The organism is Zunongwangia pacifica, from assembly GCF_023499215.1.
GTDB classification, from domain to species: domain Bacteria; phylum Bacteroidota; class Bacteroidia; order Flavobacteriales; family Flavobacteriaceae; genus Zunongwangia; species Zunongwangia pacifica.
The window spans coordinates 113260-139969 of sequence record NZ_JAKHSK010000009.1 but is presented as its reverse complement, the minus strand read 5'-3'; the positions used below and the strand labels follow the sequence as shown (position 1 = coordinate 139969).

34 protein-coding genes are annotated in these 26710 nt (G+C 38.9%); 18 read left to right on the top strand and 16 right to left on the bottom strand.

Features of this window, described 5'->3' with window-relative positions:
* Positions 1-159: 159 nt before the first annotated feature.
* Complete coding sequence (gene sucC / locus L1967_RS08305) at positions 160-1353, bottom strand: ADP-forming succinate--CoA ligase subunit beta (protein WP_249601211.1); 1194 nt, start codon at positions 1351-1353, stop codon at positions 160-162.
* Between the two features lie 322 nt (positions 1354-1675).
* Between sucC and L1967_RS08300 the strand changes: the two genes are divergently transcribed.
* The 3 genes from L1967_RS08300 (at position 1676) to L1967_RS22460 (ending at position 4745) form a co-directional block, all read left to right on the top strand.
* Positions 1676-2851: an MFS transporter gene (locus tag L1967_RS08300; protein WP_249601210.1), complete on the top strand. Its 1176-nt coding sequence runs from the start codon at positions 1676-1678 to the stop codon at positions 2849-2851.
* A 109-nt stretch (positions 2852-2960) separates the two neighbouring features.
* Positions 2961-4184 carry a diaminopimelate decarboxylase gene (gene lysA / locus L1967_RS08295; RefSeq protein WP_249601209.1) on the top strand — a complete coding sequence of 408 codons (1224 nt, stop codon included), beginning with the start codon at positions 2961-2963 and terminating at the stop codon, positions 4182-4184.
* A 324-nt stretch (positions 4185-4508) separates the two neighbouring features.
* The gene (locus L1967_RS22460) at positions 4509-4745 is read left to right on the top strand and encodes a PLD nuclease N-terminal domain-containing protein (RefSeq protein ID WP_420856406.1); all 237 of its coding nucleotides are present in this window, start codon (positions 4509-4511) and stop codon (positions 4743-4745) included.
* 73 nt (positions 4746-4818) lie between these two features.
* Here L1967_RS22460 and L1967_RS08290 read toward each other — a convergent pair whose 3' ends face one another.
* Together L1967_RS08290 and L1967_RS08285 are read right to left on the bottom strand one after the other, a co-directional pair.
* Positions 4819-5859: a GMP reductase gene (locus tag L1967_RS08290; protein WP_249601208.1), complete on the bottom strand. Its 1041-nt coding sequence runs from the start codon at positions 5857-5859 to the stop codon at positions 4819-4821.
* 85 nt (positions 5860-5944) lie between these two features.
* Complete coding sequence (locus L1967_RS08285) at positions 5945-6352, bottom strand: VOC family protein (protein WP_249601207.1); 408 nt, start codon at positions 6350-6352, stop codon at positions 5945-5947.
* A 177-nt stretch (positions 6353-6529) separates the two neighbouring features.
* Between L1967_RS08285 and L1967_RS08280 the strand changes: the two genes are divergently transcribed.
* The 15 genes from L1967_RS08280 (at position 6530) to L1967_RS08210 (ending at position 18036) form a co-directional block, all read left to right on the top strand.
* Positions 6530-7108 (top strand): NUDIX domain-containing protein, encoded by a 579-nt coding sequence (locus L1967_RS08280; RefSeq protein ID WP_249601206.1) that lies wholly within the window; start codon positions 6530-6532, stop codon positions 7106-7108.
* A gap of 487 nt (positions 7109-7595) precedes the next feature.
* Complete coding sequence (locus L1967_RS08275; RefSeq protein WP_249601205.1) at positions 7596-8171, top strand: pentapeptide repeat-containing protein; 576 nt, start codon at positions 7596-7598, stop codon at positions 8169-8171.
* Position 8172: 1 nt separating this feature from the next.
* Positions 8173-9084, top strand: a complete 912-nt coding sequence (locus L1967_RS08270) for an aminotransferase class IV (protein WP_249601204.1) — start codon at positions 8173-8175, stop codon at positions 9082-9084.
* 10 nt (positions 9085-9094) lie between these two features.
* On the top strand, positions 9095-9823 hold the full coding sequence (locus tag L1967_RS08265; RefSeq protein WP_249601203.1) for a sulfotransferase-like domain-containing protein: 729 nt from the start codon (positions 9095-9097) through the stop codon (positions 9821-9823).
* A 378-nt stretch (positions 9824-10201) separates the two neighbouring features.
* On the top strand, positions 10202-11527 hold the full coding sequence (locus L1967_RS08260; RefSeq protein ID WP_228378468.1) for a site-specific integrase: 1326 nt from the start codon (positions 10202-10204) through the stop codon (positions 11525-11527).
* Between the two features lie 427 nt (positions 11528-11954).
* On the top strand, positions 11955-12347 hold the full coding sequence (locus tag L1967_RS08255) for a single-stranded DNA-binding protein (protein WP_123860968.1): 393 nt from the start codon (positions 11955-11957) through the stop codon (positions 12345-12347).
* A 44-nt stretch (positions 12348-12391) separates the two neighbouring features.
* Positions 12392-13465 (top strand): DUF932 domain-containing protein, encoded by a 1074-nt coding sequence (locus tag L1967_RS08250; protein ID WP_249601202.1) that lies wholly within the window; start codon positions 12392-12394, stop codon positions 13463-13465.
* A 58-nt stretch (positions 13466-13523) separates the two neighbouring features.
* The gene (locus L1967_RS08245; RefSeq protein ID WP_228445162.1) at positions 13524-13901 is read left to right on the top strand and encodes a hypothetical protein; all 378 of its coding nucleotides are present in this window, start codon (positions 13524-13526) and stop codon (positions 13899-13901) included.
* A 17-nt stretch (positions 13902-13918) separates the two neighbouring features.
* Positions 13919-14257: a molybdenum ABC transporter ATP-binding protein gene (locus L1967_RS08240; RefSeq protein WP_123860966.1), complete on the top strand. Its 339-nt coding sequence runs from the start codon at positions 13919-13921 to the stop codon at positions 14255-14257.
* Between the two features lie 14 nt (positions 14258-14271).
* Entirely contained in the window at positions 14272-14466 is a 195-nt protein-coding gene (locus L1967_RS08235; RefSeq protein WP_123860965.1) for a hypothetical protein, read from the top strand.
* Between the two features lie 12 nt (positions 14467-14478).
* Positions 14479-15081: a PRTRC system protein E gene (locus tag L1967_RS08230; protein ID WP_123860964.1), complete on the top strand. Its 603-nt coding sequence runs from the start codon at positions 14479-14481 to the stop codon at positions 15079-15081.
* Positions 15082-15108: 27 nt separating this feature from the next.
* Positions 15109-15327, top strand: a complete 219-nt coding sequence (locus L1967_RS08225; RefSeq protein ID WP_002978317.1) for a PRTRC system protein C — start codon at positions 15109-15111, stop codon at positions 15325-15327.
* 17 nt (positions 15328-15344) lie between these two features.
* Complete coding sequence (locus tag L1967_RS08220) at positions 15345-16511, top strand: hypothetical protein (protein ID WP_213189191.1); 1167 nt, start codon at positions 15345-15347, stop codon at positions 16509-16511.
* Entirely contained in the window at positions 16508-17230 is a 723-nt protein-coding gene (locus L1967_RS08215; protein ID WP_123860962.1) for a PRTRC system protein B, read from the top strand. The genes L1967_RS08220 and L1967_RS08215 overlap by 4 nt, the downstream gene beginning before the upstream one ends.
* On the top strand, positions 17230-18036 hold the full coding sequence (locus tag L1967_RS08210) for a PRTRC system ThiF family protein (protein WP_055133019.1): 807 nt from the start codon (positions 17230-17232) through the stop codon (positions 18034-18036). The genes L1967_RS08215 and L1967_RS08210 overlap by 1 nt, the downstream gene beginning before the upstream one ends.
* Before the next feature lie 278 nt (positions 18037-18314).
* On the opposite strand, the gene L1967_RS08205 is transcribed toward L1967_RS08210, so the two are convergent.
* The 13 genes from L1967_RS08205 to traJ form a co-directional block, all read right to left on the bottom strand.
* The gene (locus L1967_RS08205; protein WP_066439708.1) at positions 18315-18764 is read right to left on the bottom strand and encodes a response regulator; all 450 of its coding nucleotides are present in this window, start codon (positions 18762-18764) and stop codon (positions 18315-18317) included.
* A gap of 274 nt (positions 18765-19038) precedes the next feature.
* Positions 19039-19284 (bottom strand): helix-turn-helix domain-containing protein, encoded by a 246-nt coding sequence (locus L1967_RS08200; RefSeq protein WP_476756503.1) that lies wholly within the window; start codon positions 19282-19284, stop codon positions 19039-19041.
* Between the two features lie 34 nt (positions 19285-19318).
* Entirely contained in the window at positions 19319-19630 is a 312-nt protein-coding gene (locus tag L1967_RS08195) for a helix-turn-helix domain-containing protein (protein ID WP_066439706.1), read from the bottom strand.
* Between the two features lie 153 nt (positions 19631-19783).
* Entirely contained in the window at positions 19784-20584 is an 801-nt protein-coding gene (locus L1967_RS08190) for a TIGR02391 family protein (protein ID WP_066439705.1), read from the bottom strand.
* Positions 20585-20646: 62 nt separating this feature from the next.
* Positions 20647-20928 carry a molybdenum ABC transporter permease gene (locus L1967_RS08185; protein WP_066439704.1) on the bottom strand — a complete coding sequence of 94 codons (282 nt, stop codon included), beginning with the start codon at positions 20926-20928 and terminating at the stop codon, positions 20647-20649.
* Positions 20929-21039: 111 nt separating this feature from the next.
* Positions 21040-21489, bottom strand: a complete 450-nt coding sequence (locus tag L1967_RS08180; RefSeq protein WP_066439702.1) for a DUF3872 domain-containing protein — start codon at positions 21487-21489, stop codon at positions 21040-21042.
* An 11-nt stretch (positions 21490-21500) separates the two neighbouring features.
* On the bottom strand, positions 21501-22061 hold the full coding sequence (locus L1967_RS08175) for a conjugal transfer protein TraO (RefSeq protein WP_066439701.1): 561 nt from the start codon (positions 22059-22061) through the stop codon (positions 21501-21503).
* Positions 22062-22082: 21 nt separating this feature from the next.
* Positions 22083-22976, bottom strand: a complete 894-nt coding sequence (gene traN, locus L1967_RS08170) for a conjugative transposon protein TraN (RefSeq protein ID WP_066439697.1) — start codon at positions 22974-22976, stop codon at positions 22083-22085.
* A 24-nt stretch (positions 22977-23000) separates the two neighbouring features.
* Positions 23001-24335, bottom strand: a complete 1335-nt coding sequence (gene traM / locus L1967_RS08165; protein ID WP_066439696.1) for a conjugative transposon protein TraM — start codon at positions 24333-24335, stop codon at positions 23001-23003.
* Positions 24322-24609 (bottom strand): hypothetical protein, encoded by a 288-nt coding sequence (locus L1967_RS08160; RefSeq protein ID WP_019974903.1) that lies wholly within the window; start codon positions 24607-24609, stop codon positions 24322-24324. Before L1967_RS08160 ends, traM begins: the two co-directional genes overlap by 14 nt.
* 19 nt (positions 24610-24628) lie before the next feature.
* Positions 24629-25057 carry a hypothetical protein gene (locus L1967_RS08155; RefSeq protein ID WP_066439692.1) on the bottom strand — a complete coding sequence of 143 codons (429 nt, stop codon included), beginning with the start codon at positions 25055-25057 and terminating at the stop codon, positions 24629-24631.
* Positions 25058-25069: 12 nt separating this feature from the next.
* Complete coding sequence (traK, locus tag L1967_RS08150) at positions 25070-25693, bottom strand: conjugative transposon protein TraK (protein WP_249601201.1); 624 nt, start codon at positions 25691-25693, stop codon at positions 25070-25072.
* Between the two features lie 19 nt (positions 25694-25712).
* A complete protein-coding gene (traJ, locus tag L1967_RS08145; protein WP_249601200.1) occupies positions 25713-26708 on the bottom strand; it encodes a conjugative transposon protein TraJ in 996 nt (331 codons plus the stop codon).
* Between the last annotated feature and the right edge of the window lie 2 nt (positions 26709-26710).

The following is a 26710-nucleotide window of genomic DNA, read 5'->3' as shown; positions in this document are numbered from 1 at the left end:
AAATTATTACACTTAAAAGACGATAGTAAAACAGTGATTGTTACACAATCCACTTATTTTTAAGATTTTTTTAACATTTCCTCAAAAAAAGCCTACGATTATTAATAAAAAAAGCCCGCCATTGGCGAGCTTTAAGAAATAATATGTTTAACAGACTGATTAAGAAAGTACTGCCTGTACTTTATCTGCTGCCTCTTTAAATTGTACTGCACTAGAAACTGCAAGACCACTTTCGTCGATCAGTTTTTTAGCAACATCAGCATTAGTACCCTGTAATCTTACAATAATTGGTACTTTAATAGCATCTCCCATATTTTTATAAGCATCTACAATACCCTGTGCCACACGGTCACAACGTACAATACCTCCAAAAATATTAACAAGAATAGCTTCTACTTTCTCATCTTTTAAGATGAGTCTAAAAGCTTCTTCTACACGTTTAGCATCTGCAGTACCTCCTACATCCAGAAAGTTTGCAGGCTCACCACCCGCTTGTTTAATAAGATCCATGGTTGCCATAGCAAGACCTGCACCATTAACCATACATCCAACATTCCCGTCTAGATCTACATAGTTAAGGCCAACTTCTTTTGCTTCTACTTCAGTTGGATTTTCTTCTCGCTTGTCACGCATCTCCGCATAGTCCTTATGACGGAATAGTGCATTATCATCTAAAGTAACTTTAGCATCTACCGCTAAAATCTTATCGTCACTTGTTTTAAGCACCGGGTTAATCTCGAATAAAGAAGAATCAGATTTATCGAAAGCTTTGTAAAGAGACATTACGAATTTTGTCATTTCTTTAAAAGCCGCTCCGCTAAGACCTAAGTTAAAGGCAATTCTCCTCGCCTGAAATGGTAAAAGTCCTGTTGCAGGATCTATCTCTTCAGTAAAAATTAAATGTGGGGTTTCTTCCGCAACGGTTTCTATATCCATTCCACCTTCTGTAGAATACATGATCATATTACGACCTGTTGCACGGTTGAGTAAAACCGACATGTAATATTCTTCTGGCTCACTATCTCCTGGATAATAAACATCTTCTGCTACGTATACCTGATGCACTTTTTTACCTTCTGCAGAGGTTTGAGGGGTTACCAGGTTCATCCCGATTATTTCTCCAGCAATCTGCTCTACTTCTTTAAGGTTTTTTGCAAGCTTAACGCCGCCTCCTTTACCACGACCTCCAGCATGAACCTGTGCTTTAATCACGTGCCACCCTGTTCCGGTTTGTTCTGTTAATTCTTTTGCGGCTTTTACAGCTTCTTCTGCAGTTTGGGCTACTATCCCTCGTTGAGTGCGTACTCCAAAACTACCTAGAATCTCTTTTCCTTGATATTCGTGTATGTTCATAATCAGGTATTTCTTCAGTTTTAATTATGGTACACAAAAGTAACAAATGTAAAAGTATTAGACCAACAAATTTTCCTTAAACATTCAAATAAAGCCTAGTAAATTCATAGGTTTATCAAGAGATCACACCTTTTTTTGTAACAGACTACAAGGTTATCGTAAATAAAACATCGTATTTTCTAATTTCTGAGGATTCTCCACTATTTTTACGCCTTTATTTTTCACCAAATTTAAAGCTTACTGGAAGCTGTAATTTGGAGAAAATTGATTTAAGAAAAACCCTGAGAATTTCCTTCATAGTTAGGAAAAATACTAGTTGAATATGAATAAAGGTTTGATCGCGTTGGCTATAGGTGGTTTTGGTATAGGAATGACCGAATTTGTTATTATGGGTATTTTACCAGATGTAGCTACGGCATTAGACATTACCATTCCGCAGGCAGGTCATTTTATTTCGGCATACGCCTTGGGAGTCGTGATAGGAGCCCCTCTTTTAACAGGAATTGGAGGGAAATGGCCGGCCCATAAGACCTTACTTTTTTTAATGTTATGGTTTACAATTGCTAATACCCTGTCGGCCTTTGCTAACAGTTACACCTTACTATTAATTTCCAGATTTTTATCTGGACTACCGCATGGAGCTTTCTTTGGCATTGGTGCAGTTGTAGCCGGTAAATTGGCAAAACCAGGAAAAGAAGCAAGAGCCATCGCCACCATGTTTACAGGGCTTACATTAGCCAATGTGATTGGCGTACCGCTTGGCACCTACTTTGGACATAATTTTAGCTGGAATGTAGCTTTTATGCTGGTAGGTATGGTAGGCATTTGTGCCATCTTAGGCATAAAATTTTGGATGCCCCAACTGCCTAAAAGCTCTCCAGAGGGAATCGTCAAAGATTTTAAAGTGTTGAAGAAACTAGAACTTTGGATGGTAATTTTACTGACTACCATTGGTACTGGCGGTTTCTTTGCATGGTATAGTTATATCGCACCGCTAATTACCGATATTGCGGGGCACCCGGAAACTGTGGTAAGTTATGCTATGATTCTGGCTGGGCTAGGCATGGTAACCGGTAATTTTATAGGCGCAAAATTAGCCGAAAACTTCTCCCCTATTTATGCGGTTTTAATCGCATTAATTTTAATGGTTGTAGCCTTAGTTACAAACACCTATTTGGCTTATGATAAGATTGGTGTTTTAGTGATGACATTTTTAATAGGCACCATTGCCTTTTGTCTCTCTACACCGGTACAAATGGCGGTAATCAATTCGGCTAAAGGATCTGAAATGTTGGGATCTTCATTAAACCAAAGTGCCTTTAATATGGGAAATGCCTCTGGAGCTTATTTGGCCGGCTTACCTATTGCTGCGGGTTATGCGTATACTTCAGCCGATCTTGTTGGTGCGGGTATGGCAAGTGCTGGTATTGTTATCACTTTTGTTGTGATCTATATTAGAAAGAAAAACAAAAAAGCTACAATAACCGCACAAACCTAAACTTACAGAAATAACATTTTGTTTGAATACGTTATTTTTTTAGCATTCTTTTGTTGAGAAAACAAATAGGCCTGTATTTTTGGCTTCAGAAAAAATATAGAGAACAGAAATGACAAATCAAGATCTTCTTGCTATTGCTGCCGAATATGGCAGCCCGGTTTATGTGTATGATGCTGAAAAAATTGAAGCACAGTATAAGCGCCTTACCAATGCTTTTAGCAGCGTTAAAAACCTAAGAATACATTATGCTGTAAAAGCACTGTCTAATATTTCTGTTCTTAAACTTTTAAACAAATTAGGAAGTGGTTTAGATACGGTAAGCATTCAGGAAGTTCAACTGGGGATTAAAGCAGGGGTTGATCCTTCTAAAATTATATTTACTCCAAACGGAGTTTCCCTAGAAGAAATTGAAGAAGTTGCTAAACTAGGCGTTCAGATAAATATCGATAACCTTTCCATTTTAGAGCAATTTGGAAGCCGTCATCCTAAGACTCCCGTTTGTATTAGGATTAATCCTCATGTAATGGCCGGTGGAAATTCAAAAATTTCTGTAGGACATATCGATTCTAAATTCGGGATTTCCATTCATCAGATGCCATTATTAAAACGAATCGTAGAAAATACGGGAATGACTATTAACGGCATTCACATGCATACGGGTAGTGACATTCTGGACATTCAGGTATTTATCCAGGCTTCAGAAATTTTATTTGATGCCGCAAAAAACTTTAATAATCTTGAATTTATTGATTTTGGAAGCGGATTTAAAGTACCTTATAAAAAAGGGGATATAGAAACCGATATTGAAGAATTAGGCGCAAAATTATCTGAAAAATTTAAAGCATTTTGTGCTGAATACGGCAAAGAGCTTACCCTGGCCTTTGAACCCGGTAAATATCTTGTTAGTGAATCTGGAAAGTTTTTAGCTAAAGTAAATGTAATAAAACAAACCACCTCTACTGTTTTTGCAGGTATTGACAGCGGTTTTAATCACCTAATACGACCAATGTTTTATGGTTCTCATCACGAAATCAATAACATCTCTAATCCTGAAGGAAAGCAGCGCTTCTACTCGGTTGTAGGCTATATTTGTGAAACTGATACTTTTGCTTCTAACCGACGAATTAGTGAAATTACAGAAGGGGATATCCTTGCATTTAGCAATGCCGGTGCCTACTGTTACTCGATGTCCAGCAATTTTAACTCTAGATTTCGCCCAGCCGAAGTTTTATGGTATAATGGCCAAGCGCATCTTATTAGGGAACGAGAAACATTTGATGATCTGTTGAGGCATCAGATAGCATTGGATTTTAAGACAAAGAAGCAAAAATAAATTTGATGTATTGGATTCCCTGAAGGATCGATTACATTATAATTCTTACTAAAAAAGGAGCAAGATCGTTTAATGAATAATCATTAAACGATCTTGCTCCTTTTTTTGATTTCCCACCTTAAAAAACGTTAAAATTAAGAAGAATTTAATGCCGTTATATTTCTTTTAATTCTCCTAAAGACGGCGTCATTGCTTCTATTCGAAACGAATCCCGTTTATACCCCGATATATATTTAATAATTAAGCAGAATTAAATTAACATAAACTTAATTTTGTGTAAGATTTTTACTATATTCGTAAGACCAAACACTTTAACATTGTATTATGAATTTTATAGATCAGGAATTACAGTTCTTTATTCTACAATCTTTAGGATTGTTAGCAGTAATTTTTCCAGCATTTTGCATTCTTAGTATCATAAGGAATTCTAATTCATTTAAGAAAAAAATGCGGTTGATGTGGACTTTAGTTGTGATTCTTATCCCTATAATAGGATCATTTCTTTATCTATCCATAGGAAGAGAACAAGCTTTAAGCACAGAAATTCAGTCTAATATTTAATATAGACGATATCGTTTTCGAATAAAAACTTCCGCTAAAATCGGAAGTTTTTATTTTATCTCATTTCTATTAATTACTTACTATAAACAGTATTTTCCTGTTCTGCTACTCTAATAAAGGTCGTTCTTTTTGTTAGCTCTTTTAATCTTGCTGCTCCTACATAGGTACAGGTACTTCGTATGCCACCAAGAATATCCTGTAAGGTATTTTCAACCGGGCCCCGATAAGGCACCTCTACTGTTTTACCTTCACTGGCACGATATTCAGCAACACCTCCGGCATGTTTATCCATCGCTGTAGAGGAACTCATCCCGTAGAAGCGTTTAAATTTTTCACCTTCTATTTCAATACTATCACCTCCGCTCTCATCATGTCCTGCAAGCATCCCTCCTAACATTACAAAGTCGGCACCGGCACCAAATGCTTTTGCAATATCGCCGGGAATGGCACAGCCACCATCACTAATTATTTGTCCGCCTAAACCATGCGCAGCATCTGCACATTCGATAATCGCCGATAATTGCGGATATCCCACACCTGTTTTTACACGGGTGGTACATACCGATCCCGGGCCAATTCCTACCTTAATGATATCTGCCCCGGCAATTAACAGTTCTTCAACCATTTCTCCCGTTACTACATTACCGGCAATAATTACTTTGTTGGGATAATCTTCCCTTGTATTCTTTACAAATTCTACAAAATGTTCAGAATAGCCATTAGCCACATCAATACAAATAAATTTAAGATCTTCGGACAATGCTAAAACTTCTTTCAGTTTTTTAGAATCTTCCTTTCCGGTTCCCGTACTTACCGCGATATAATTTTTAAGCGCTGCTGAAGTTTCATTTAAAAAAGTATCCCATTCTGCAATTGAATAATGCTTATGGATTGCGGTAAAAAGTTTCTTTTCCGCAAGTTTTTTGGCCATTTCAAAAGTCCCCACAGTATCCATGTTTGCAGCCATTATAGGAACTCCGGTCCATTTAATATTGCTATGCAAAAACGTATATTCCCGTTCTAAACTTACCTGAGATCTACTTTTTAGTGTAGATCTTTTAGGGCGTATCATTACATCTTTAAATCCAAGCTTTAAATCATGTTCAATTCTCATTCATCTTTCAATTTGGTTACCTTCAAAAATAGACCTTAGTTTTTGATAATTTCAGGTTTAGTATACAAATTTTCAACACTCATTTTTAAAAATCTTCCAACTTACTGTTATTCACTTCAATCCAATAACCATCTGGATCCTGAAAATATATCTGTAACACACCATCTGGTCTTGTATTTGTAGTATCTGTAGTCCCTTTGCTATTTTCAAACGGCACCTTCTTTTCTCGCAAAAACGCTATAAAATCATCTAATTGGGGCGTATTAAACGCCAAATGAACACCTTTATTTTTTTCGGTTTTCTCTTCACTTTCTATTAAATGAATTTGTACATCGTTCGCCGCTTTTATCCATTTAAACTTCTCCCCTAACCCTGCATTATAAATTTCTTTAAATCCTAAGATGTCACGATAAAACTGCAGCGAAACCTGCAAATTAGACACCAGCAAAGCATCGTGATCTTTTTTTAAACCAAATTGATTTTGAGCTTCCATAATTTCAAGTTCTTTAAAGTTCTATTTCTTTCCATACTGCAAGATAACAGATTTTGATTTTCTATATTTTTAAGTCTGTTTTAAAAAAGAAGGCCACCACTTGATTTTACTATAATCCTCTTAAAACAGTTTTTTACCGAAATCAAAAAAACTAACTTTACCAAAAAAGTTTAAATTTTGAAAAAAATAGAAATACTGAAAAAGAAAGTCCTTTCTAAAGAATGGGCAACTTTAAACGAATACACCTATAGTTTTAAACGCAATGATGGTACCACCCAAATCCAAAATCGTGAAGTTTACGATAAAGGAGATGGCTCTGCCATTATTCTGTATAACAAAGAAACCCATAAGATTATTTTAACTAGACAGTTTAGAATTCCAACCTATGTAAATGGTAATAATGATGGCTATATGATCGAAGCTTGTGCGGGACTTTTAGATGGTCTTACGCCAGAAGAGTGCGTGGTAAAAGAAACCGAAGAAGAAACAGGTTACAAAATTGAAACTCCTAAACGATTGTTTCATTCTTATATGGTAGCCGGTGCGGTGACCGAGATTATTTATTTCTTTATTGCACCCTACAATGAGTCTATGAAAATAGCTAAAGGTGGCGGATTAAAAGATGAAGGTGAAGAGATCGAAATCTTAGAATTTGATTTTGACGAGGCCTACAAAATGATTTTTACCGGGCAAATAATCGATGCCAAGACGATTATGCTTTTACAGCACATGAAAATTGAAAAAATAATGGAATAGTTATAGGTCCAAAAGGTGATTATATCCAATTATAACGACATTAACATTTTGAATAAATATTTTTCCCTAAATTAAGTATATATTGCGCGCATTCCGAAAATAGCCCTTTCTAATAATTTGTGATTGCGAGTACTAATCTCGCAACTTAACCATCAAACAGGCAAGACTATGCCACGTATGAAAAAACAACGAATATTAGGAACCATAGCGCTTATACTAGCTCTCATGATCTTTGAATTAGATCGAAGTGGGGATCTTGTATTGGTGTCTGGAGCTCTTCTTGGCTTGGGAATTAGCTTATTTTTTATACCTCTTTTTAAAAAGATAATGTGATCTTTCCTTTTACAAATTTAGATTTACTAAATTTCCATTGAAATTAAAAAATAAACAGTGCGGGTACAAAACTGTAGTTTTATACTACCTCTAAAAAACAACTCCGTACTCATGGTTTATTGGAAAATGTCTAACCAAACGAATATAAGGAAACATGACCAACGGGGTTTACTGTGATGAGGAAGAATTCATCAATGTAGATTTTCAAAAAACAGTATTCAATAAAGGGGAATATGAATATTGCACGTTTAAAAACTGCAATTTTAATGCTGTAAATTTATCGTCCGTTAGTTTCTTGGAATGTGAATTTTTAGATTGTGATTTTAGCAATGCCATCATTAAAAACACCCAATTTAATCAGGTGAAATTTGAAGCCTGCAAGCTTATAGGTTTGGGGTTTGATGCCTGCAATGACTTTTTGATTTCCTTTCAGTTTTACCATTCTGCTTTAGATTTTTCTTCCTTTTACAAGCTTAAATTAAAAAATACTTTTTTTGAAAGTTGTTCATTAAAAGAAGTAGACTTTAGTGAGAGTGATTTTTCAGCATCTGTTTTTAGTAACTGTGATTTAACGGGAGCGATTTTTCAAAATACTACATTACAAAAATGCGATTTTAGATCGGCTACAAGCTTCAATATTCATCCGGCAGAAAATCAAATTTCAAAAGCTATTTTCTCTTCTGATAATTTAAGCGGACTCTTACAAAGCTTCAATATAAAGATTGAATAATATGATCCATGGAACACATAATGCCATAGAAGACCCAAGAAATGCGAACATAAAAATCATGATTAATGATGAGCTTTATGATCGCCAGGATGCCAAAATCTCTGTTTTTGATAGCGGTTATTTAGTTGGCGATGGGATTTGGGAAGCCTTTAGGTTACATAAAGGAACACTGGTATTTTCAGACATGCATTTAAAACGACTATGGAGCGCTGCTGCCAGTGTTGGGATGCAGTTTCCCTTCAGCAAAAAAGAATTAATGGATAAAGTTTGGAGTGTGATAGATGCCAACCAAATGTATGATAATGTTCATGTTAGGGTAATGATTACACGTGGAATAAAAAAAACACCCTCGCAAGATCCAAGATTAACTATTAGCGGACCAAATGTTGTAATTATTGCTGAACATAAAAAAGCAAGCCGGGATAGCAAAGAAAAAGGAATTACATTATTTACCAGTACAATAAGACGGGGCAGCCCAGATTATTTAGATCCGCGGTTAAATTGCCATTCCAAATTGCATGAAGTCCAAGCCTTGGTGCAAGCAATTGAAGCCGGTGCCGATGAAGCTTTAATGCTGGATATTAATGGTTTTGTTAGTACCTGTAATGCTACTAATTTTTTTATTGTTCGTGATCATGAAGTTTGGACCTCTACCGGTGAATATTGTATGAATGGTATCACACGGCAAAATGTAATTAGGCTATGTAAAAAACACAATATAGTTTGCAAGCAAAAAAACTTCTCTCTATTTGATGTCTATAGTGCTAATGAAGCTTTTGTTACCGGAACCTTTGGCGGCTTAACACCGGTTACTAAAATCGATGGCCGAATTATTGGGGAGGGCAAATATGGCGATTTCACAAAAAAACTGAGTGGTTTTTACGAGCAATTAATCGAAGAAGAATGTGCATAAGCCACAAATTATGAATACCCAGAATATCAAAAGAATATGCCTTTGGTCCTGCCCCAGAAATATATCTACAGCTACCATGTATTCTTTTGCGCAACGTAGCGATACCAAAGTTTATGATGAACCGCTTTATGGCTATTATCTAAAAGAAACGCATGCTGCAACTTATCATCCGGGAGCACAGGAAATTATGGACAGTATGGAATGTGATGGAGAGAAGGTGGTATCGATGATGCTAAATTCTACTGAAAAACCAGTACTGTTTTTTAAGAATATGACGCATCATTTGCTAAATCTAGATACCGCATTTTTAAAAGAAGTAACTAACGTTTTACTTACTCGCGATCCCAGGGATATGATCCCATCTTTTCATCAGGTAATTAAAAATCCTACGATACAGGATGTTGGCTATTCGGCACATACTCAAATCCTTAAAAAACTAGATCAATTAAAGGCCAAAACCATTGTTTTAGATGCTACCCAAACTTTAAAAGATCCTGAAGCTAAACTTAAAAAGTTATGTGATTTTATAGGAATCCCTTTTGAAAAACCTATGCTTTATTGGAAGGCAGGGCCAATTCCTGAAGATGGTGTTTGGGCAGAACACTGGTATGGCAACGTGCATAAATCGACCGGTTTTATTAAATATTCGCCAAAAGAAAAGGAAATTCCGAAGCAATTAAAACCACTTTTGGAAGAATGCATACCGCATTACGAAGTTTTAAAACAACGTTCAATTTAGATATTTTTAGAAATCTTATATTTGGGATTAGTACCCTAACTTAAAAAAAAATGCAGGAACGACTGGATATCATCAGTATTTTTAGATTCAACAAAAAAGAAATTGATGATTATCAGTAAAAAAGATTAGTAAAAAGCAAAAATAAGCAAAACGATTAAACCCGTTGCTATACAATGCTTTATAAAACAGTAGTCTTAGTTTGGAACTCGGTGTCTGATAGGTTTTGGGCTTGAAAACACAAGGTTAGGTTACTAATTCGTTACCGATTGATAAAGGTAACTACATAGCTTAACTGTTTATATTTCAGTCTTTTGCACCCTTTTTTACATTCCCTTGTAACTCAATGTAATTTAATTTTAAACATTAAACATTTGAGTTATGGAACAGACAAAAAAGTCCACGTTCAAACTGCTTTTCTACCTGAAAAAGAACGAACTGAAAAAGAACGGTAATGCACCGATTATGGCACGTATTACCATTGATGGAACAGCTAAAACTTTGGGAACAAAGTTAGAAATTAACCCGAAAAATTGGGATTTAAAATACGGAAGAGTTGAGGGCAAGAGTGCCACCGCTTTGAACATTAACCAAAAGCTGGATAACGTACGGGGTCGTATCGACAAGATTTACGAAGATATGCTGAAGCACGAGGGTTTTGCGACCGCACAGAAAGTAAAGCTCTCGTTTTTGGGTGTTGGTGTAATGGACGATGCCGTACTAAAAGTCTTTAAAGACCAAAATGAAGACTTTGAAAAAATGGTCGCTAAGGGAAAACGCTCTCAAAGCACGTATAGCAAATACAACACTGTTTACAACCATCTTAGCGAATTTATAAGGGAGCGTTACCATCGGGACGATATGGCTTTCCGGGAACTCACTTCTGATTTTATTCGTGAGTTTGATTTCTTTCTTCGCATTGATAAGGAATGTACCCATAATACGGTTTGGGTTTACACAATGCCAGTTATTGCTTTGGCAGAATTGGCTATTAAAAAAGGCTTGATACGGGATAATCCTTTTGAGGATTATGAAATCAGTATGGAAGAAACCGACCGCAGCTACCTTTTAAAAGAGGATGTAGAAACCTTAATGCTCCTGAAACCATCTAAGCCTCGATATGAACTTGTAAAAGACCTTTTTATTTTCAGTTGCTTCACAGGGCTTTCTTACATAGACATTAAGAAACTGAAATGGAGCAATATCCAGTCTTTCTTTGATGGACACCAATGGATAATCAGCAGGAGAAAGAAATCAGATGTTGCCTCCAACGTCCGTCTTTTGGAAATCCCCAAACGCATCATTGAGAAATATCGTGGAGCTACAAGAAATGATTTTGTATTCCCAATGCCATCCAATGCGACTTGCAACACGCATATAGGTAAACTTATTGAGGAAGCGGGTATTGTTACAGAACAGAAAGTTACATTCCACACCGCCCGTCATACATTCGCCACAATGTTTTTGACCGAGGGTGTTCCGCTTGAAAGCCTTAGCAAAATGATGGGTCATAAGAATATTTCCACTACACAGATTTATGCTAAGATTACCAGCCAAAAAATCAGTAAGGATATGGATTTGGTTTCGCCTAAATTTAAGGCAATGGAAGATGCGTTTATTATTAAAATGGAACGGGAAGAAATAGCATTATTGAATGAACATACAAACGCAGATAAAATTTACAATACCGAAGAAATTATGGTTTAAAAATTAGTGCATTCTTTACTTATCAGATTGAAGCAGGATTTAACTATCCTGCTTTTTTTATGCCCTTACTTTTCGATTATTCCAACCTCTATTTCAGGCTCTCATAGCCTGGTCATTTATTCCATAAAAATTAGAACAGAATATTTCCACAATCAACCGGTAAAAAGGCAGCTAAGTTATAGCGGGCAGCCACCGCACACACCCACCAATAAAAAAAATGAATGAACGGTTTCCCCCTAAAGGAACCCCCATTAAATCATTTTTTTTCTTGGTTTTCGCTATTGCCCGCTTGGATTATCTGCTTTCTTTTTTCCGGTTTTTCTTTTGGAAAAAATTATGCGAAGCGAAGCGGAGCAAACCACAACAGGAAGCAGGAAACGAGAAAAGCGAACGTAACAAAATGTAAAACTTTTAAAACAGGACGATTATGAACATTATCGGAAGACTGACAAAAAATGCGGAAGTACGCACATTGTCGAACGAAAAACAGGTAGTAAACTTTTCAGTAGCGACCAATGAAAGCTACAAAAACAAGCAAGGTGAACGAATAGAGCAAACAACCTATTTCGATTGTGCCTATTGGATTTCTGCAAACGTGGCAAGCCTACTCACAAAAGGCACTTTGGTAGAACTCACAGGCAGAATAAGCACAAGGGCGTGGATAGGCAAAAACGGCGAAGCACATTCGGGGCTGAACTTTCATACCTCTCAAATCAAACTGCACGGAGGTAGTAAGAGAGCCGAAACCATACAGGCTACTGCACAAGCCGAGAACAACAGCTTTACTGCACAGGGAGCAGATGACGACCTCCCATTCTAACAACGAGTATTCAATCATTTTTTAAACATCAAATTTTAAGCATTATGGCACATAATATCAATTTCAACGAGAGAACAGGACGTTATTCATTTTTTAGCGTACAACAAAAAGCGTGGCACGGTTTAGGTCAAATCGTAGAACAATACCCGACAAGTGAGGAAGCAATCAAATACGCAGGGTTAGATTACGAAGTCGTAAAATCCCCACTATTTACCAAAGGTTCGGGCATTATCGAAACCACCAACGGCATAGAGATAGACAGTAGCGAATTAGAAGTACCTAACTATTTCGCCAACATACGCACCGATAACAATGCAGTATTGGGCGTAGTCGGTAAGGATTACCATATCGTACAAAACCGTGAAGCCTTTAATTTCTTTGATGCCATTGTAGGCGGTGGCGAGGGCATTCTGTACGAAACCGCAGGAGCGTTAGGCAACGGAGAACGTGTTTTTATCACAGCCAAATTGCCCGACTATATCCGTGTAGGCAATGGCGATGATGTTACGGAAAAGTACATTTTCCTAACCACTTCGCACGATGGTAGCGGAAGTATCACAGCCGCATTTACGCCTATCCGTATTGTATGCCAAAACACGCTGAATGCTTCGTTACGCAGTATGACCAATGTAGTCCGTATCAAGCACACTTCGGGAGCAAAACAACGTATCGAGAACGCTCACAAGATTATGGGACTTGCCAACACATTGAGCAACCAATTAGAGGGCATTTTCAACGAATGGGCAAAAGTAAAGGTAACAGACCGAGAAGTAAGAAAGCTAATACAGTTGGCACTTTGCCCAAATAAGGAAACGCTTGACCTAATCAAAAAAGGTGCGGAAGATGAAATTTCCACCGTGTTCAAAAATGTCGTTGAGGATGCTTTTGCGTATGCTATGATAAGCGACACCCAACAAATGGACACTACCAAAGGTACGTTGTTCGGAGCGTACAATTCTGTGACAGGCTACTATCAGAATGTAAGGAGTTACAAGAATGACGAAGCCAAGTTGCAGAGCATTGTATTGGGTGGTACTGCCCAACTCAAATCGCAGAAAGCATTTGAACTATGTACTGCATTTGCTCTGGACGGTGCGGAAATCCTAAACCTTAATTAGATAACCACAGGCTACCGCCTTAATCGGTGGTAGCCTATTATAAACAACAGCTATGACAATGGAAACCTATAAAGCAACGCTGAAACACGACACAGGCAAAGTAACGCTGACAGTAGTATCACTTAGCGGAAAGCAGAGAGCAATACAGCAGATAACAGCCGTAGAGGGTTGTCCCGAATGTGCCATTGTGGATATAGTAAAGATTGATAACGATACAAAACAGCAGAATATGAAAGCAAAAACCATAGACGAAGCCAAAAGTATGGCTAAAGAAAAAAGCCTTGAAACGCAATACAGGGATGAAGCTATATACATCATCTATTGCAACAGAACAGAGTATTTCTATGTAGATACCGACAGCCTAATACGGCTTTGGGAACGGCTTATAGGCTACTATGAAAATGGAAAATACACCGATGCTGAAACTAATTCATAACACTTAAAGCAGATACAATGGAAACGACAGCAATAGCCACAAAGTTTGTACGCTACGATGTTCCCGAATTGGAAACCCTGCAAAATGCAAAGGTTTACCTACTAAGGGAAAAACTGAACAAAAGCGACAAGTTGAGCCGAGCAGAAAAAAATTGGCTTGCGGAAGCAGTAAACCGAAATGCCTACTTCAAAAGAGCCGTACCCCTTATGGGTTATCGCTTCGGGTTTGAGGATATTTTGAAAACCTATGTAGTGAAGCAGTACGGCAGTTGGGCAGAATACAACGCCCCCGACAAAACAAGCCTTAGAAGTATTGTTTACGGCAGGATTGACCAAATAGCGGAAATCACTAAATAAGAATTAGAACAGGTATGAAAATAACGGATTTGAACGGTTACGAAATTGAAGTAACCGACCTAAAAGAAGCTATCTGTATTGCCAAACGAAATACAGGGTATAGCCACGAGGACAAAAGTTTTTCAGACTTCGATAAAAGGCAAAATGCCTATTGGATGGACATATACGAGAAACTAAAAGCAATCAAAAAACGGTTAAACAACAATTAAAATCAAAGAACGATGAACACAAATTTTTTCAATCAGATACAGCAGTTGGACTTTACAGGAGTATTGCAACTGAACATTTCAAAAGGAATAGAAAGCAACCTAATCGTAACAGTATTGCTCAATAACGAACAATGCGGAGATAGTGCCAAAAACCTTATTCCCCCATTGACATTTAACGCCACACCCCAAGAGTTTGACGAGGGATTTTTTGAACAGATTACCACACCTATACAAAAGGTATCGGGCTTAATGGTGGATATGGAAAAATTCTTAAAGCAATTGGAAGAAGTTAAAAAGCAATCGGCAATCGAGAAAGAAAAAGCAGAAAAGGAGAAAAAGGAAAAAGAAGCCAAAGACAAGAAATTTAAAGATGCTATGGTAAAGGCTGACGAGTTGGAGAAAGAGGGCAAGTTCCGCGAAGCGTGGATGAAAGTACCCGATATAACGGAGTTTCCCGAAAAAGCGGACGAGATACGCAAACGCAAAACTTCATTGTCCGACAAGTTCGCAACACCGAGCCTTTTCGGAGCAATGGAAGAAGCTACACCCGAACCGCCAAAGGTGGAAGAAGTTACTGCCGATTATCCTATTGATGAAGCGGACGAGGAAGAATAAAAGTGTTAACCCCAAAATTAGAAAGTTATGTTATTAGCAACGCAATTAGAACGAGTTTTCATACTCAAAGACAAAGGACAGGACATCAGACTGACCGACCCAGAGCCACGTTGGAGCGTGGAAGCCGTAATGAATTTTTACGCCAATATGTACCCGATTTTGACAACGGCAAAAGCATCTGCACCACAGATAAAAGACGATGCGGTAGAGTACAAATTTGAGAGCGTAATGGGTACGAAAGGTTAAACCAAAATTTTAAAACGATGAATTATGCAACGCAACATCATATCGGGAACAATCAATATACCCGAACAGAAACGACAACAGCAGTTACACCGACAGTTGGGCGAGTTCGCAAATTGGCTACAAAGACCAAAGGACGCAAACCAAGTGCAGAAAGACAAGCAGAAATCCGTACCGATAGCAATGCTACCAATGGTATTCTAAAGTGTACGTTTCTGCCTAAACTGAAAACAGCACAATCCGTACAGGCTTGTCAGAAAACGGAGAGGGATTTTTACAAGTCCCTTTCCCGACTTGCCGAGCATTACAGCATTGAACCGATGCAAACCCAAGATTTTGAGTTTCCATACAATGTAGTATTATCTATGTGGGATATGGAAACCAAAGTAAAACGTACCAACATAAATTGGGACAGTTTCAAATTGGTACAGGATAGTAAGAAAACCTTTTTTGTAAGTGAGGAAAGGTATAATGTAGGTACAACCTTGTATTATATTCCTATTGCACCACTCTTTAAAATGCTCAAAGACCCGAAGCGTAAAAAGACCGCACAGCTACTTGTATCGGTATGCAGTTATCTGTACCATATTGCCGATGTGCCGTATTACAGGCAGGAAGACAGCTATTTGTATTGGTTGTATGAAACGCATAAAGATTGGGTAGAACAGGACGAGGAAACGGACGAAACAGAAACATATAGAAGTGAGTTGAGAAATGCCGAATATATTGGCGACAGGATAGAACAAAAGTTATTTAACCGAAGCAATCTAAAGATATTTGAACAGCGTTTGAACCGATTTAAAAGCCTTGACACGTTCGACAGGGAATGTTGGCAGGTAGCGTGTAATGCGTTTGCCCTTTGTACTGAATATCCGAAAGCAACTTTTTTTAGAAACGCACCATTGCCCGAAGAAGACCCTTATGACGATGATTACGAAACCGAAGCAATCGGAATGGAAAAGTACATTTCATTTATCGCAGATACCAAAGGTTGGCTATATGAAAGCCTTTCCGAAAGCATCAACAATGAGTTCAACGAATACGGAAAAATGGAAGAGCCGACCATTTGCAAAGCATTTGACGGCAGTAAAATAACACAAGGCAACCTTGATTTTGAAAATCGCCTGTTTGAATTGTTGGATGACCTTTCTTACTTATTATATAACTATAAAACAACAGAAAAATGAACACCGTAAACGACATAACCAAAGATTTCGGCACATTATACTATCCAAAATCCGCTTTGGTTTTCTATGAAACCAAAGGAACAGATACAGCAATGTACGTGGAGCATTTCGATATGGATAGCAACGGAACGCCTATCAATGCCCACCCATTGACCGTAAAAGAAGCCAACGTATTGGCAAAGGCGTTACAGACCGATGAAGAAAAGAACACAGCCTTTTTAAAGTCAAAGGGAATATTGCCTACAAACATTCTGCATATCAATCCAAATGCTGAAAAAGGTATAGTATTATGGTACACCAAAGCACAGCAAAGACAACTGTATTTTGTGGATAGTTTGGGCATATCCAACGGAATGGCACAAGTACCGCCAATGCTTTGGTTAGCGAGCAAAAGCAGTCTTACTGTATTTGCTTTGGCAAGCGACAGAAGACCCACCGAGAAAACGCCATTGCATTACGCACCTTTCTTCAATATCTACGAAAAGGGCAATGTATGTATGGGTACTGTTAGTATTGATATTAAAAATTCGGCTTCGGTTGAGGAATTTACACAGGCGTGGGAACATTATTTTTTTAATTCCTATTTCAGCCATTCATTATGCGAGAACCTCACGAAAAAAAACATTGTAAACCTTTGGAAAGACCTTATCAATACTGATAAACCTTTTCCGAAAGAAGTATTAAAAAAGAATAACAAAACCCTTAAAAATCTATTGTGATGAATACAGCAAAAACAGCAATCCATTTTACGGACAATTATCTGCTCAATCCGACAAACCCAATTTCGGTAAACCTTATCGGGGCAGGTGGCACAGGCTCAAAAGTATTGACCGCTTTAATGGAAATAAACGAGAGCTTGATAGCGTTGGGACACGCAGGGTTGCAAGTCCGCCTTTGGGATGATGATGTTATCACGAGTGCCAATTTAGGCAGACAGCGTTTTTTTGAAAGTGAAACAGGATTGTACAAATCGGTTGCATTGATAAACCGTATCAATCGTTGCATCGGTACAAATTGGAAAGCCGAAACGGTAAAATTTGAAAAGGACAAGTTTGGTAGAATACCCGAAAAAGCAAGGGCAATCATTACTATTACTTGTGTGGACAATGTACAGGCGAGGTTTGGCGTTGCTGAAATTCTTAAAGAAATAAGTTACCGCAGACACTACCAAGATGAGCCGAAATATTGGTTGGATTTTGGCAACAGCCAAGATACAGGACAAGTGCTACTATCTACTATCGGAGAGATAAAGCAACCCAATTCAGAGAAATACCAAACGGTGGCAAGCCTGCCATTTGTTACCGATGAATTTGGCGAATTGCTGAAGCAATCCGAACAAGAGGATAACACGCCAAGTTGCTCCCTTGCCGAAGCGTTGGAACACCAGGACTTGTTTATCAATTCCTCATTAACCCAAATGGGTTGTTCTTTGCTGTGGAACTTATTTCGCAGGGGAATGACTGAATACAAAGGATTTTTTCACAATCTGAAAGATTTCCGCACCCACCCGATAAAAGTCGCCTGACCCGAAAAGTCGGGCGGCAAAAAGACAGATCCTCCCGATGGTCGGGACAGTCTTTTTGCATCAAATCGGTGCAACCCCTTTGTCAAAATGCACCGCTACACAATTTCCTTTCTCTACCTTTTACCAAACAGGTTGCGACATTATTGTGTGGGATATTCATTATCCCAATGATTAGGTATGCAATGACTTCTTTTCTTTTCACATAAGCGACCAAAGAAAAGAAGCAAAAGAACGCCGCTTGATTAGAACAGATATTTTATACTATTATAATCGGAACGTTACTTATTACTGAAATATTCCTGTGCAATTTCCGCTACTCCCACACTAAAATATCTACCGCCATTGGTAACAACATCAATAGCTTTTTTAAAATCGTCCGTATCGCTACCAATGAGCAAATAACCTGTAAAACCAATTTCCAAAAGAGGTTTTACGGCTTTTTCTGCATCAATATCATTATGTGCAATCAGGTTAATGGTTGGATATTGTGTTCTCAATTCTTGAAGCTGTGCCAGCACATTCTTATTGTAAAAATCAAGGTCAATAATACAAATGTTGGGAAGTGTTTTTAATGCTGGTAATTGAGATAGTCCGTCTTCAATGTTTTCAGAACGGAACAATACTTCAATTCCTGAAGCAACGAGGTCGTTGCAGGTCAAATCCAAAATCGGGCTTTTATCATTGATAAAGGCGAGGGCAATTTTTTGTTGTGCTGTACCAGTTTCCATATCATTACTTTTTTGAGTTGATGTAGCCCTGCACAAAAAAAAGAAGCGCAGGCAACCACACTTACCGATACTGAGGCACTGGTACGCCTTAATCCCCGAATAAGCGAGCGCCCACGCCTATGACGTGAGCGTTCTTACTTATTGTCTTGGGGATACAAAAAATTACCAGTTTTCAGTACCAAGACCTAAAGCAAAAACACTTTAAGTATTGTTATATTTTACATAGCAAATATACTAAAGTCCTTCCGTTGAAACATAGTCAGAACCAAATTAATTAGAAGCAATGTCTGTCATTGGTTATATAGTTCTGTTCTAAGACGGTCAGAATATCCGTTTCCTTATAAATAATCTTACCCCCAATTTGTATATACGGCAGGATATTATCGTCACGGTATTGCTGTAAAGTCCGTTTACTGATATGTAACAGCCTACACACATCTTCGCCCGACAAGTATATTTCTCCGTTCATTACAGGACGGTAATTTTTTAATATTTCTTCAATACGGTTTCTCAACTGCATTATCATTTCCTGATGGGCGATGATTTCTTCCGTTTCATTCGTCAGTAAATCCATTGTCGTTGGTATTGTACGGCTGTCCGGCTTCGAGTAAAGCCTGTACGTCCGAGCGTTTATAATAATTCTTGCGGTTCAGTTTGGAATATGGTAATAAGCCTTTGTCCTTGTAGGTCTGCAAAGTCCGTTTGGTAATGTTCATCATCAAACACACTTCCTGGTTATCGAGCCATTGCTCCTCTTTGAAAATCGGGGTATATTTTCGTGTGGCATTTTCGGTCATTTCCAAAAGTTCCCTTAGGTCATTCTTCATTCCGTCCAATGCGGTTTTTTGTATTGCAATAACTTCCATTGTTTGCTCATTTTTTCTGTGGAAGTCGAATTTATAAAGGCTTATTGCAGGATTGGGAAAGGTTGCATTGATTGGCGTTGAAAGGCAGTGTTTGGCTTTTTACTTTTGCCATAAACGAAAAATCGGATAACCTTTTGAGCTATCCGATTTTTTTTATTTAAGCCCCGTTTTATAAGTGTTATCAAGTTTGTTGTGAATAATTGTTGCTACAACCAAAACTTCTGTCATTTGTGAAAGTTGGGTATCTTCCAATATTTTGGGGTTGTGTGCTTTTGGATTTCTGTACATAGAAAAAAATCCTTTGCAGAAATTTCCAAAACCTTTGTGTTCACTTTCTTCGCTTTGATTTTTCAGAGTATTGAAAGCAAGCATAGGTCTTTTGTCCTTTCCCAACGCAAAACAATCATCAACTAAATCTGCTCCGTCTGAAGTATAGCCACTTTTTTGCCTAAGCCTCTCTGCTACACTTTTCGTAATTTCAAGTATAGCGTGAAAATAATTTTCCTTTAACCATTCAGCTTCACAATAAGGCAAAATTTCTGAATGAACTCCAATTCCGTGTACTTTTTCTTTGATTTTTAGTGACCTGCTTTTTGCTTCCGAAATAGTTTTCGCCTTATCAACTTGTCGGGGCTGTCCACTTTTATCAATTTCTATCCCTTCATAAACAAGTTTCTCATTGATAGTTGTTCTATCTTTTTCAAATTCATCTTCGGAATTATATCTTTTAGGATTTAATAATCTAACAACAAATGCCAATACATTATTTCCACATCTGTCTTGTGCTTGTCTTTCTTTTAAAGCATAAAACAATCTGTCTGTTTTATTTGTGCCATATTGAGATTGAGAAATACCAGCACCTGATAAATGTTCTGTAATTTTCGTATGTGTCAGTATATTTGATATAATATCAGATATATTTCGTAGGGTTATGTCATCAAAGGATTTTGTCATTTTATAATTTTCCTCTTTATTATGAATACTAAATCATATAATCTAAATTTCCATAAAAATACTTATTTCGAGTTAGGTATCTCCACTTGTTGCTTCTCTTTGTCCTTTTTCATTTGGCTATAAGTCCATATACAGACAATACCGAGAATTATCAAAGCGTATGCAATCCATTTGCCGACACGTTCTATAAAACGGGTAAATACAGATGCTTCAAAACTCGAAAATCCCTCTGCACCCATACCATTACGCCTATAAAATTTCCTGCGGTTTATCCAATAAATAAGCACTATCGCAATAACGATAACAATAATACCAAACACCAATTGAGCCGTAACTGTATCCATACCCGTTAAGATTATAATTCAAGTAAATTTAAACAAAAAACAACGTACACCGAAAGCTGAAAAGCAAAAAACCGACCTGTAACAGTCGGTTTTGCTTTTATATAAGTAGCATTAATCACTACTGTTGAACTGAAAGCTCAACTGCTTTTCGTTACCGAAGTTATCGGAAATCCAAACCTCAAAGGATTGTGATACGGTAGATGCCGAAGTGTAATACAACCGGAACTGCTCCGTTGGCAACGAATACAAATCGTTTGGCAAATACGGTGGTTCGTCATAATACCGCAATGTGCCTTGACCGTCAAATTGAAAGTAGCGGAGAAAATATTGCGTGTTGCTGTAATTGCCTGTTCGCTGTATGGTAATCCGTATCTCTACGGTCTGCCCACTGGCAATATCTTTGGGTACAGGCATTACTTTGACCTCAAAAGGGAAATCGTTCTGTATTTCGAGTTCATCGTCTTTGCTACAAGATACCAACGTAACCGAAGCCGTGAGGATTGCCAAGAGTATATATATTGAGCTTAATCCTATCCTGAATTTATTGAATATTGCTATCATCATTTTACATTTTAAAAATTAAACCTTAATCCCACGCCTGCGGACGGTCGGAATTGTTCCAAGTCTGTACCCCACAAAACCTTTGTACGCCCTTGCAGGACTAACACAAAACGGTCGGACAGGTACGTTTCAAATGTGAGCCGTCCGCCTGCTCCGTAAACAAAATTGTCTTCGCTCAGTATCTTCGCTCCGTCATACAACATTGCTTCGCCACGGTTGATGCTTTCGTAACCGACTACGCCTGTTATTCCAAAGTTCAGCGTGATGTTCTTACGAACATCGCCCAACAGGAAGAAACTGTAACCGCCCTCTGCGGTATAAGTTTCCTGCGGTATGCGGAGGTCTTTATAATCGTGGTATTGGTGTGTATATTCCAACGCCCAAAGCTGGTAGTTACCATTTTTGCCGTTTACGGTCATTGCTACATTGATGTAATAATCGTTACCGATTTTATCATCGGACAGCACACCCGTACTCACTTCCAATCCTTTCTGTTTAGGTAACATTCTTTGTGCCTGTGTGACCGTGATGGCCATAAAGATGAGCATCACGGTATAGATATACTTTTTCATATTATTTACTTTAAAAGGTTATTAAAATTTCAGGTGCATATCGTTAATCAAACGAGCTTTGATTAAGTCGGAATTTTCTATCTGGAGTGTCTGATGCCTGCCACCGTTTTTCTCGAAAATCTCAATAAGTAGTACCTTGTCATCGGCAATGGTAAATTGGTCTAACAGGAACACGTTTTGCTCGGTCGTTTTTCCGCCAATCTCATCCAATGGTTTGTAAGTCCTAAGCGGTATCATCGGGCGTTCCTGCACTACGGTACGTTTGGCTACCTTTTTATCCACCACTTTGAAATTCACAAAATCAATCTGAAACGGCACATTGGTACGGTTTCTCAATTCCGTATGGAAATAGTATTTGCCGTTGTGTATGTAGATACCTTTGAGGATAAACTGAATACCGAAACTCTTAGCCCCGATATGCTTTACAATACGTTTGTCCTTTTTGTAAATGGTTTCCAAAAGCAAGCCTGCCAATGATGGCGAATTGTTGCCCAATTCTTCAAAAAGCACATCGTTTCCGTTGGCTTTATCAACCGCCTTTTGCATTGTCAAGAGGTCATAGCTCAACGCTTCGGGATAGGGACTGTAATACACATTGAAACTGTAAAAACGCCCGTCATTTGTGATAACTGAAAAATTGGTTTCCGCTTCAAATTCCCTTACCGATGCTTTTACACGCAATACATTTTCCGCATCTTCCGCTTTTCCAGCAATCAGGTATTCGCTTCCCAAATCCACATAACGGATGGCGGTCGGAAAAATAAGATGTGAAGTTTTATCGTAGGTAACTTCCATTCTATACGGTTCTATCTTGCCTAATGCAAGCGGAGTTTTTGCACTATCCTGTGCGTAAGATTGTACGGCAAAGCCGAGTATCAGGGCAAATGCCCAAAAGGTTTTTAAATGATTTTTCATTGTTTAAATTATTTGAGTTCAACATTATTTTTTAGATACAAGGAAGACCTGATGCCCTGCTTTTAGCGTAACCTTTGGGGTTCTTACCTTTTTGGCGAAATAGCCCGAAACACCCTGTACCACGCCACGGCTTAAATCAGCAGCAACCTGTTGTCCTGCATTCTGCGTGAGCATTATGCTTGTTCCCGAAGTCTGGCTCATATTGCCCGCCATTTCGGTAAGGGCGTTCATTTCGGGCGAATACGGAACGTACAAGCCTTGCTGTCCGTCCAAATCGTAAATAGTAATATCAACCGGAATGATGTTGCCCTCTAATTCTACGGAGGTAATCTTTAGCTGCAATCGACCTCCCTGAAATTTGGCATTAGCTGTTACAATCGTTCCTTTCGGAATGGTACGTTGAGGCGTTTGGGCTGGCTCTAACAATCGCAATCGTACCCCTGTTTCGCCAATAACCGTTTGCGCATCGTGTACACAGGCTTTGATACTGTTTTTCGGTTGTGCCGTTTGCTCAATAGAACCTGCGGTATAAAAGCCCCGGTTTCTTGTTTCGCTCCAATCGGCTAAAAAGGCACTGTCCGTAGGCTCACGATACAAAGCGGAAACGGTGTTCTTTCTTGTAGGTGTGAATGCCACAAAATGCTCCTTTTGAGTTGAACCTGCGGTAGCCGTACCTGCATCCTTAGCAGGTGGGGCTTCTGTCGAATTTGTACCTGTTGGCAGATACTTTGCCGCCATCTGGTAGGATTTCTCCATTATGGCAAGCTGGTCATCAACGGTTACAGATTTAGGTACATCTTTCTCGGCTAATTGTTCTTTTAGTTCGTCCAATTGCCTGCGGAGTTCTGTTGTTTCAGAGTTGTTATCCTGATAAAATGAACCCAATGTGCTTTGTGCATTGCGGTAACTGCTCAATGCAGGATTGCCGTTTCTTCCCGAACCTCTGCCAACGCCATAGCTGCTGTTTTCGTCTTCTTCGGGAAATTCATCATTAGGCTCTTTTTTGTCTTCAGTATTCCAATAGTCAGAAAGCGTGGTAAGTGCATTGCGTTTTTCTTGCTCTTTGCGTTCCAGCATTTCCAACTCGTAAGCCTTGCCTTTGTCGGCAGGCATTCCTGCTCCGGTAGCCTCCGGTACTGCATCGTTCAGCCCGATGTTCTCAATTTCCTTTTTGTCTGCGGATGGTTTAAATATGAGGTACATACAACCTACGAAGACAATTCCCATTAAGCCAAATATGAGTGGCTTTTTGAGCTTTTCGGCTTTGTTCTGTGTACCGTCTTGCAGTACATCAGTGGTTGCTGCCTGGTTCCCTTCCGTTACCCGAACAACCGACTTTTTGTTCTCATTTTCTTTCATAAATCTTGTTTTTTAGAATTGTTGATAATGTGTCCTGCAATCTTGCAGGACTTTCACTTTTTTTGAGGACAGGGTTTTCGATATGCTCAATGACCATATCGTTACCCGACTTTGAGGTATCGTACCATACTTTGCAAATGACACCTGCCGTAAGCAGTAGATACCCCACAAAAAAGTAAAGTGTGTATTGGTGCTGTTTCCGCAAGGGCAATGCCCGCCAGCGTTCGTCCAGCTTGTCAAAGTACCTGTCCATATTTGCTCTTAGTTTTTTCATAACCTTACTATTTCTGTTGTTATAGCTTGAAACGCTTAGGACTTTGACCTGCCTTTTGCTTCGGTTCTTCATTGACCAAAGCGACTGCCTCAACCGCTTTGGGTGCGGATATGACTGACAGGTTTGTCAGTTCCGATTTTTTCAGCAGTTGCCCAAATTGGTCTTTCCTTGCAACCTCCATTCTGTTAAGCGAGAATTTGCCGTTCAGGTATTTTACCCACATACTGCATTCTACACTTGGCTTGTCTTCGCCCGACCATTGCAGGTAGCCCGTCAGCAACAAGTCCTGTTTAGGCAAACTATCTGTACCTTTTTGGCAGTTTTCGAGGTATTCGCCGATACTTTCCTTCAACTTTCCAGCATACGCTCCCTGCGTATGGAAATAGCCGTTATATCCTTTATCGGTAAGGATTTTTGCAAACGTGCTTAAATCTGATAATGCTTCCATAAGATTGTTTTTTTAGCGTTCGATAACTTCTATATCCCTGTTTTCTATCACTGCAAACTTTTCGATGTTGAAGCCTTGCGGGTTGTTGTCCGAACGGACAGAGTTCACGAGATAACAGGAAGTAATCAGGTTACGCCTGGTCACGTTGCTCGAACGGATAATGAATTGTTTGGCGTAGGTACGCACCGCATAAGGATAGGTGTCGAAATTGCACACGACACTATCCACCTCAATGCGTTGCTGTACATTCCCCGAAATAATCCTGCTGTAATAGCCCTTTTCCGACAGGTCTTTGTAATAATCAAAAGCTGATTTATCGGCAAGGTTGAATGCCCTGCTCATATTGCTTTCGATAGCGTTCTTGTCGGGAGCAAGCGTAAAAAAGAGTTCGTGAAAACGCCTGACGTGTTCCCTTGCTTCCACAGGTCGGTTGATACTTGCATCTTGCGATAAGGCAAGCATCAACGATTTTCCATTATCCAGCACATAGATTTTTTGGCGTTGTTCTTCTGCAAAGCGGTAGGAACGCCATACGGCGTAACCTACCACGCTAATGCAGAGAACCGCAAACACAATGGCATATAATCTTATCTGCCTAAAGCTGTTTTCGATATTTCTTAGCGTTTTAAATTCCATTTTTTAGAATGATTAATGATTATTTATTCATCAGTTTACCGCCGATGTTTCCAACTGTTGAGCCTGCGCCTGCTCCGGCGATGTTTCCGGCTTTCATTGCTGTGGAGTTTACATTGCGGGTAAAGTTTCCTGCGCCTCCGGCTTGGATTACCCAACCTGTTACTGTCGGGATAGTGAAGTACCCGATGATGCCGATAATCATAAAAATGATGTACACGGTATTGCTCGTATCAGGTATGTAAGTAGGGTCGGCAAGCATTGCTATATCCTTTTCGATAATGAGGGATTGTATTTTGGCAAGCATAGAGCTGAACAGGTCTGCCACAGGCAACCACAGGTAAACGCTGACGTATCGGGTCAGCCATTGCGTGAGCGTGGACTGAAAACCGTCCCACACGCTTATCGCAAAGGCTATCGGCCCGAGTATGGACAGGACAATGAGAAAGAACGTCCTTATGGTATCAATAACCAAAGCTGCCGCCTGAAACAGTACCTCTAACAGATTGCGAAACCAATTCTTAATAGCTTGTTCGGTTTGGTAGGCAAACCTATCCATATACATTCCCGACATCGTAATCAAATCGCCGGGCGACCAGCCCAATTCTTCGAGCTTTTTATCAAATTCCTCATTTGATACGAGATAGGCTGTTTCAGGATTTCGTAGCATAGCTTCCCGTTCGAGCAGGTCTTTTTTCGCCTGCAAATTGTTGAGGTCAAGCACCTGATTTTCGAGGATTGTGTGAGTACCCTGTACCACCGGACTTAACACGGCATTGATTGTTCCCAATACGATAGTTGGGAAAAACATAATGCAAAGCCCCAAAGCGAAAGGACGAAGCAAAGGGTACATATCAATGGGTTCAGCCCTGCTCAAAGCCTGCCATACTTTTATGGCAACATAGAACAAAGCCCCCAATCCGGCTATCCCTTTAGCCACTGCCGCCATATCGGCGGACAGTGGGAGCATCTCATCATATAATGAGCGTAGGACTTCGTGAAGATTTTGAAATTCCATAA